At 63.5% G+C, this 7,714-nt stretch carries 7 protein-coding genes; 6 read left to right on the top strand and 1 reads right to left on the bottom strand.

Features of this window, described 5'->3' with window-relative positions; translation table 11 throughout:
• Positions 1–573 precede the first annotated feature (573 nt).
• The 6 genes from BAC01S_RS29260 to cobA all read left to right on the top strand — a co-directional run bounded on the left by BAC01S_RS29260 (position 574) and on the right by cobA (position 6,975).
• Positions 574–1,113 (top strand): fimbrial protein, encoded by a 540-nt coding sequence (locus BAC01S_RS29260; RefSeq protein ID WP_027797939.1) that lies wholly within the window; start codon positions 574–576, stop codon positions 1,111–1,113.
• An 85-nt stretch (positions 1,114–1,198) separates the two neighbouring features.
• On the top strand, positions 1,199–1,936 hold the full coding sequence (locus BAC01S_RS29265; protein WP_245616735.1) for a fimbria/pilus periplasmic chaperone: 738 nt from the start codon (positions 1,199–1,201) through the stop codon (positions 1,934–1,936).
• Positions 1,937–1,981: 45 nt separating this feature from the next.
• Positions 1,982–4,621 carry a fimbria/pilus outer membrane usher protein gene (locus BAC01S_RS33095; RefSeq protein WP_043204153.1) on the top strand — a complete coding sequence of 880 codons (2,640 nt, stop codon included), beginning with the start codon at positions 1,982–1,984 and terminating at the stop codon, positions 4,619–4,621.
• Positions 4,622–4,959: 338 nt separating this feature from the next.
• Positions 4,960–5,667, top strand: a complete 708-nt coding sequence (locus BAC01S_RS33455) for a fimbrial protein (RefSeq protein ID WP_218001806.1) — start codon at positions 4,960–4,962, stop codon at positions 5,665–5,667.
• A 256-nt stretch (positions 5,668–5,923) separates the two neighbouring features.
• Positions 5,924–6,253, top strand: a complete 330-nt coding sequence (locus BAC01S_RS29280) for a DUF4148 domain-containing protein (RefSeq protein ID WP_043204155.1) — start codon at positions 5,924–5,926, stop codon at positions 6,251–6,253.
• Positions 6,253–6,975, top strand: coding sequence for a uroporphyrinogen-III C-methyltransferase (cobA, locus tag BAC01S_RS33105; protein WP_043204157.1), 723 nt, complete (start codon positions 6,253–6,255; stop codon positions 6,973–6,975). Before BAC01S_RS29280 ends, cobA begins: the two co-directional genes overlap by 1 nt.
• Positions 6,976–7,018: 43 nt before the next feature.
• Here the strand turns inward: cobA and BAC01S_RS29290 are convergent, their stop codons facing one another.
• Positions 7,019–7,540 (bottom strand): DUF934 domain-containing protein, encoded by a 522-nt coding sequence (locus BAC01S_RS29290; RefSeq protein ID WP_027797942.1) that lies wholly within the window; start codon positions 7,538–7,540, stop codon positions 7,019–7,021.
• Positions 7,541–7,714 lie beyond the last annotated feature (174 nt).

A 7,714-nucleotide genomic window follows, 5' to 3' on the forward strand; every position in this document is an offset into this window, starting at 1 on the left:
TAGCTGAACAATCAACGGTGGAAGGGATACCCGGACACCGCCACTCCCCCCACCGCGCCCGGCCGTATTGAAAGTGTCGCCATTGCGACGCCAAACGCGCCATTTCGCGCCAGCCCCACCCCACGCAAACACCCGGAAATCGGTTCCGATCAGAATCCGTGCTCAGACGAATTCACGGGACACCCGCTTGCCTCCCGGCTGGCAACCCGCACAGTTTCAACCGGCCATAGCGCCCGGATTTCCCGCACGTCGCGGCCCAGCTTGAGTGGCCGCCGCTCGCCGGCTTCCGGCACGAGCGCCATGACGGATACATGAATCGGGGCGAAACATCGACAACCCCATTTTTCGCCGCCACGCAAGTCGGCATGTCAACCCAAAGCTGCTTCCGAACTAGTCCCATATCTCATAAATCCCCTCCCGCATACGATAAGAACTGCGCCGGGAAGCGTATATGGCCTTGAAAGACGGGCCAATCTGCTCCAACACCGATCGGCAGCCTCATCTTCACGGCATGCACCTTTCACGGCGTAAATCGTAATCACAATGTTTCCAAACCTGAAGGAATTGCAGAACATGAGCAAGAAAATCGCCATCGCAGCCGCCGTTGGCGCGCTGTTTGCGGTTGCCTCGGCAGGCGCGTTCGCCTACGACGGCACCATCACGATCAACGGCCAGGTCACCTCGACGACCTGCAGCATCAATGCCGGTTCGCCGAACATTTCGGTGCAGTTGCCCACCGTTTCGGCTTCGACGCTGACCACCGCAGGCGCCACGGCCGGCGCCACGCCGTTCACGATTGCGCTGACGAATTGCACCCCGGTTCAGGGCGCAGGCACCGCGATCGCGTACTTTGACGACATGGACCACGTCGACATGTCCACCGGCAATCTCGTCAACACCGCCGCCGGTGGCGCACCCAACGTACAAGTCGCGCTGAGCACGGCCAGCGGCACGCCGATCGCACTGCAAAGCGGCGGCACGCAAGGCCAGACGCCGGTTTCGGTTTCTTCCGGCAACGCCACTCTGAACTACACGGCTCAGTACAAGGCAACGGGCAAGGCCGGTTCGGGCCCGGTGTCGACGTACACCACCTACTCGATCTCCTACCAGTAATCGATCGCTAGGCCGGTAGTGCGTTGTCCCATGATTTCATACCACCGGCCAATATAATTTGGAGTGCAAAATGATTACGAGAAAGATGACGAAGGCAGTAACGCTCGCATGCGCATTGGCACTGGGAGTTTCGGCGGTACAGGCAAGCGTCGTGGTCGGGGGCACGCGAGTGGTCTATCCGTCCAACGAGCGAGAAGTTGTGGTCAAGATCTCCAACGATGGCCCGCAGCCCGCGCTCGTGCAAACCTGGCTGGATGACGGAGACGCGAACGCCACGCCGCAAACCTCAAAAGCGCCTTTTGCCGTTGCGCCGCCGATCTTTCGCCTCGACCCGAAGAAGACGCAGAGCTTGCGTGTCCTCTACACGGGCGGAGCACTCCCGCAGGACCGCGAGTCGGTGTTCTGGCTGAACGTGCTGGAAGTTCCTCCGCGCGCGGCGCCGTCGCCCGACGCACCGAATTCCATGCAGCTCGCGTTCCGCACGCGCATCAAGCTGTTCTATCGGCCCGTGGGTTTGCCCGGCAACGCCAACGACGCGGCGTCGCAAGTCAGCTGGAAATTCGTGCGCAAAAACGACGGTCATTGCGCGCTCGAAGCCGTCAACCCCACTCCGTACTACGTGAACTTCACGACGGTCACCGCGCATGCAGGCGGCGGGGCGTGGACCAACGATCGTGCGGGCATGGTCGAGCCGCGCGGCACGGCGGATTTCGATCTCGGCAAGGTTTCGCCGTCGTCAGACACCCCCGATTCCGTGAACTACACGTTCATCAACGACTACGGCGCAGGCGTCGCCGGCACGACGCAACCGCACGCGAAATAACGCCAGAACTGCACCAGGTCATCGCACTTTTCGGAAATACCCGCCATGCGTACCCCAACGAACACTTCACAACGCGCCAGCCGCCCCGCCTTGCGGCGCGTGTATCTCGTTGTGCTTGCCACGATGGCTGTGTGGGGTTCGGGGCTCGCGCACGCTCAAGCAGACGGCGCGCAAGTGCAGTTCGAAAGCCAGTTTCTCAGGGGCGCGGCTCAAGAGCAGGTGGACGTTTCGCGCTTCGAGCGCGGCAATCTCGTCTCTCCGGGCAGCTACGACGTCGAACTTTACCTGAACGGGAACAGTATCGGGCGTACCCGCGTGCGATTCGCCGCCCAGGAAGGCAGTGGCAGCGCCACGATGTGTCTCGACAAGCAGCTCGTCGAACGCATGGCCGTCAACACCGCCGTATTTGGCGAATCGCAGCGCGCCCAACTCGCGAAGCTGGACAGCAACGCATGCGTCCTGCTCGCCGATCTCGTGGAAGGCGCGACCTACACGTATGACCCGCTTCAGTTCAGGCTCGATCTGAGCGTTCCCCAAGCGGCGCTGCTTCGCAATCCTCAGGGCTGGGTCAACCCGGAACTGTGGCAGACAGGCGTCACCTCCGCTACGCTTGGCTACAACGTCAATAGCTACCGTTTTTCGAGCGGCGGCGCGACGAGTTCGCAAACGTACGTCGGGCTCAACGGCGGCGTCAATGTCGGCAACTGGCACCTGCGCCATGATGGGTCGCTCAGTTTCGGTTCGAATGGCACGCGCGAATATCAGAACGTCGCCACCTACGTGCAGCACGATCTGCCTTCGATACGCGGGCAGCTCACGGTGGGCGATGCTTTCACCGACGGCACCGTGTTCGACAGCATCGGAATTCGCGGCGTCGAACTCGCAAGCGACGACCGCATGCTGCCCGACTCGATGCGCGGCTACGCGCCGGTCATTCGCGGCGTCGCCAACTCGAACGCGCGCGTAACGGTCACGCAGAACGGCAACAAGCTGTATGAAACGACCGTCGCGCCCGGCGCGTTCGAAATCGACGATCTCTATGCGACCGGGTACCGCGGCGATCTGCTCGTCACCGTCACGGAAGCCGACGGCAGCGAACACAGTTTCACGGTGCCTTATGCAGCGGTCACGCAATTGCTGCGCGCTGGTGCGACACGCTATGAATTCACGGCGGGCCAACTGCGCGACGCACAGATCGGCAGTCACCCGTCGCTCTTTCAAGCGACGGTGCAGCACGGCTTCAACAATCTGATCACGGGCTACGCGGGCACCGTTGGCGCACAAGGCTATCTGGCCGCGCTGATGGGCACGGGCCTCAACACGCCTGTTGGCGCGTTTTCGCTCGACCTTACACATGCGCGCACGAACCTCCCTGGGGCGAGCGTGTCGAGCGGGCAAAGCCTGCGTCTTGGCTACAGCAAGAATGTGGAGAGCACCGGCACCAATCTGACGGTCGGCGCCTATCGCTATTCGTCCGACGGCTACCTGTCGCTGCGCGACGCGATGATGATGCGCGACTACGCGATGAACGGACAGAGCACCGATCAGGTCCTGCGTCAGCGCGGGCAGCTTCAGATCACGATGAGCCAAAGTCTCGGCGAACACTGGGGCTCGGCTTATCTGAGCGGCTCGGCGCTGCACTACTGGAACCAGAGCGGCACCACCATGCAGTTCCAGGCGGGTTATAGCAACACCGCGCGCATTGCGAGCACGAACATCGCCTTCAACCTTTCGCTTTCGCGTCAGCGCGATAACGTCGACGGCTCGCTCAACAACCAGGTCTTTGCTTCCGTGTCGATCCCGCTTGGCAAAACACCGCATGCGCCGCAGCTGTCGACGAACGTTGCAAGCGGCGATAACGCTTCCGTGCAGACGATGCTGACAGGTACAGCCGGTGCGGACAATCAGTTGAGCTACGGAGTGAACGCGAGCCAGACCGCCGGTTCGCCCCTTGCAAGCGGAAGTGTGCAATACCGCAGTCCGTACGCGCTGCTCGGCATGAGCGCCAGCGGCGGCCCGCAAACCTCGCAGGTCTCGGCGAACGCTTCTGGCGCGGTGGTCGCGCATCCGGGCGGCGTCACGCTGGCCAACAGCATGGGCGATACCATTGCCGTAGTCGAAGCGAAGGGCGCCGAGGGCGCGCGGGTCGAAAACGCCCCCGGTGTGCGCGTTGACGCGCAGGGTTACGCCGTCGTTCCTTACGTCACGCCATACCAGTTGAATACGATCAGCCTGAACCCCACGGGCCTGCCGACCGAAGTGCAGCTCAAGTCCACGAGCGAGCAAGTCGCTCCGCGCGCCAACTCCGTGGTGATGGTGCACTTCGATACGGTGACGGGCCGCTCGGCCATGATCACGGCGAAGCAGCCCAACGGCGCAGCCGTGCCGTTCGGCGCAGACGTTTTCGACGCAAGCGGCGCCAACGTGGGCGCCGTGGGACAGGACGGGCTCGCATTCGTAAGCGGCGTGACAGACGAAGGCGCGCTCACGATGAAATGGGGCGACGGCGCGGACGAAAGCTGCCCGGTCCACTACCGGTTACCGCCCAAAGGTAGCGATCAGGGCGGCTACGCACGCACGGAGGCGGTTTGCGATATGCGCAGCGAGGGCACCGTACCCACCGCCGGTACCACGAACACCAGCATAGCCACGCTCGGTAATCAAGTTGAGGAATCCCGGCAATGAATACTTTTACACCGACCCGCCGCTCCGCCATGAAAGTACGCTCGCAACGCGCACGCTTCCCTCTGCTCCGATTGACCCGGAAGGCCGCATCCGGCCTCGCGACGCTTTTCGTCAGCCTGGCAGCATTGTTCGCATGCGGGCAGGCCTCGGCGGGCACGCTGACGTTTCCCAATTATGGCGCCGGCGCGCTTGTCATGTCGTTTGCGTCCTCTATGTCCGCGCCGCGTGATGCGGTGCCAAACACGCTGTTCGCCAACATGGCATCGAACAACGCGGGCATCGCCACTAGCGGTGTCACGTGCACGGCTACCAGGACCACGACCGTGAATGGAACGCTCGTGCCTGGCACTACCAATGTCTACCAGACCAATCTCGCCGGTGTTGGCGTGCAATTCCGGCAAACGTCCGGCTGGAACGGCAGCTGGGAAGTCGTGCCCACCAGTTATTCGTTCACGCCTCCAACGAGTGGCGGGTCTGCGAATTATGTGCGCGCCGATCTCGTCGTCACGGGCCCGGTTCAGCCTGGCGTGCTGACGTCGCTTCCTTCCATGACCGAAACCTTTACCGGCGATTGCTTCCCGACCGTCTCGGCAACGTTCACCATCAGTCCCGGCACGACCGTCACGGCGACCGCATGCAGCGTCACCTCCAACCCGAACGTCACCTTGCCGCCGGTCACGGTGAACAACCTCCTGCCGGTCGGCACGTCTGCCGGCACCGCGAATTTCAGCATCGGGCTTTCGTGCCAGGCTGGCGCGAACGTGTATGTGACGCTCTCGGACGCGACCAACCCGGCGAACCGGACGAGCACGCTCACCGCCGCGCCCGGTACGACCGCGCACGGCGTGGCCGTGCAGATCCTGAACAACGGCACACCGGTCGGTTACGGCGCCGATTCGGCTGTGGCAGGCAATCCCAATCAGTGGTACGTCGGGGCTTCAGCCAGCACCACGAACATTCCGCTTACTGCACGCTACATTTCCACTGGCCCCGTATCGGGCGGCAACGTGAGTGCGCTGTCGACCTTCACGATGAGCTATCAGTAAGATCGGCAAGTCGAGGAAGGTCCAGGCAGCGTGGTCTTGTGGCAGGTGCCGCCGCAACACCGTGTTGCCGCTCTGCCATAACCCGGCAGCATGGCGCGCATCGCAAGTTGGTATTTTTCGCGCTCAGCCTTCCTGATTACTCTTTGTACATCGGCTCCGCACTTCAACGCTCTACACGATCTGCGAAATGTGAAATGCGAGCCGACGGAAACACCTCTTTCGCCGTTTCCGCCCATTGACCAACAAGGAGTCCATCATGAAGACGCTTGCGAAGCTGACGATTGCCCTCTGTGCCCTCTCCACCCCGCTGCTGACGTTCGCTCAAAGCACCCAGCCCGTGACGCGCGCGGAAGTGCGCGCGGAACTCGTTCGCATGGAGAAGGCCGGCTACAACCCGAATACCAATGGCGACAACTACCCGCAGGACGTGCAGGCCGTAGAGGCCAAAATCGCCGCGCAGGATGCGCAAAGCGCGGTGGGCGGCGTCACGATGTCGGGCACGTCGGCGGCTGGCGCACCGGCGGCCCACGCGCGGGCGGCCTGCGTCGGCCCGGTGAGCTTCTGCAACGTCTTCGCCGGCAACTGATGGGCAAGGTCTATCTGATCGGCGCGGGGCCAGGGGCCGCCGACCTCATCACGGTGCGGGGCGCACGCCTCCTGGCCATGGCCGACGTCGTGCTGCACGACGCGCTGGTCGAACCGGCCATGCTCGATCATGCAGGTCTGCAAACGAAGCGGATGGCTGTCGGCAAACGGTGCGGCCAGCATTCGACCGCCCAGGCCGACATCGACCGGTTGATCGTCGACGCGGCGCGCAAGTACGACGTGGTCGTGCGTCTCAAGGGCGGGGATCCGATGCTGTTCGGCCGCGCCGACGAAGAGATGCGCGCGCTCGAAGCGGCAGGTATCGAATACGAAGTTGTGCCAGGCATCACGGCGGCGCTTGCAGGCGCTGCCGCGTTGCGTCGTCCGCTGACGCTGCGTGGCGTAGCGCGCAGCGTGGTGCTTGCCACCTGCAGCCGCGCGGCGGATTCCGCCGAATTCCCCCAGTCTGTCAAAGCCGATTCGCTGGTGTTCTACATGGGCCGCAACAGCGCGGCCGATATCGCCCGCCAATTGATAGCCGAAGGTCGCAGCGGCGATACGCCGGTGGCCGTCGTCGAGGCTTGCAGCACGCCGCGCGAGCGCATGCTGACGATTACGCTTGCCGGTCTCGCGGAAGGCGCGGCAAGCGCGTGGTTCGATCCGACGCAGCCTTCGGTGCTGATGATCGGCAGGGCGTTTGCCCCGCGTAGCGGCAAGGTCTAGCAGCGCGCCTTTCCTGCGCGCGCTCCCGTTTCCCTCTCACCGACTATCTTGCATGCCGTCTGCGGAACAGCGGCGAAGGCTCGTCGAACGCGCCCTGATACTGCACCGTGAACTCCGTGAACGCCTTCAGCGCGTCGTGCAGATCCTTGTCGGCGCGCAGCGCGTACGCGTCGAAGCCGCAGCGCTCGTAGAAGCGCAACTGGTCGCGCAGCACGTCGCCGATCGCGCGCAGTTCGCCCTGGTAGCCGTAGCGCTCGCGCAGCAGACGCGCCGTCGAATAACCGCGGCCGTCGCGAAACACCGGGAAGTCCACCGCGATCAGCGCTACCTTACCGAAATCGCCCACGATATCGGCCGGTTCGCTCTCCGGCGCAAGCCATACACCGAGTTCTTCCCGGCTGCGCGAGGCCACCAGCGCGTCGCGCTGCGCCTGCCACAGCGCGAGCGGCACGATGACCTGGCCCGCGGGCAGTGCCCCGACTTCGGGCAGCGTGCCGTCTTCGGCCGCGCGCACGACCTGCCAGCCGTCTTCAACGATCTCGCGATTCCTGATGATCAAAGCCATTTGCTTCACTCCCGTCTCTCGTTGCGTGCAGGTTCAGGCGTGCGCCGGCTGGCGCGAGGCGTACACGCGCTCCTTGAACGGCGCGATGCCGATGCGGTCGTAGGTGTCGATGAAGCGCTCGCCTTCAAGGCGATGTGCGACGAACGTATCGATCACCTTCTGCACGACGTCGGG

It is taken from the genome of Paraburkholderia acidipaludis NBRC 101816 (assembly GCF_000684975.1).
GTDB classification, from domain to species: Bacteria; Pseudomonadota; Gammaproteobacteria; order Burkholderiales; family Burkholderiaceae; genus Paraburkholderia; species Paraburkholderia acidipaludis.

Bases quoted from the DNA above. Each gene is read 5' to 3' on its own strand.
- BAC01S_RS29260 (WP_027797939.1), top strand. From the start codon at position 574: ATGAGCAAGAAAATCGCCATCGCAGCCGCCGTTGGCGCGCTGTTTGCG.
- BAC01S_RS29265 (WP_245616735.1), top strand. From the start codon at position 1,199: ATGACGAAGGCAGTAACGCTCGCATGCGCATTGGCACTGGGAGTTTCG.
- BAC01S_RS33095 (WP_043204153.1), top strand. From the start codon at position 1,982: ATGCGTACCCCAACGAACACTTCACAACGCGCCAGCCGCCCCGCCTTG.
- BAC01S_RS29280 (WP_043204155.1), top strand. From the start codon at position 5,924: ATGAAGACGCTTGCGAAGCTGACGATTGCCCTCTGTGCCCTCTCCACC.
- cobA (WP_043204157.1), top strand. From the start codon at position 6,253: ATGGGCAAGGTCTATCTGATCGGCGCGGGGCCAGGGGCCGCCGACCTC.
- BAC01S_RS29290 (WP_027797942.1), bottom strand. From the start codon at position 7,540: ATGGCTTTGATCATCAGGAATCGCGAGATCGTTGAAGACGGCTGGCAG.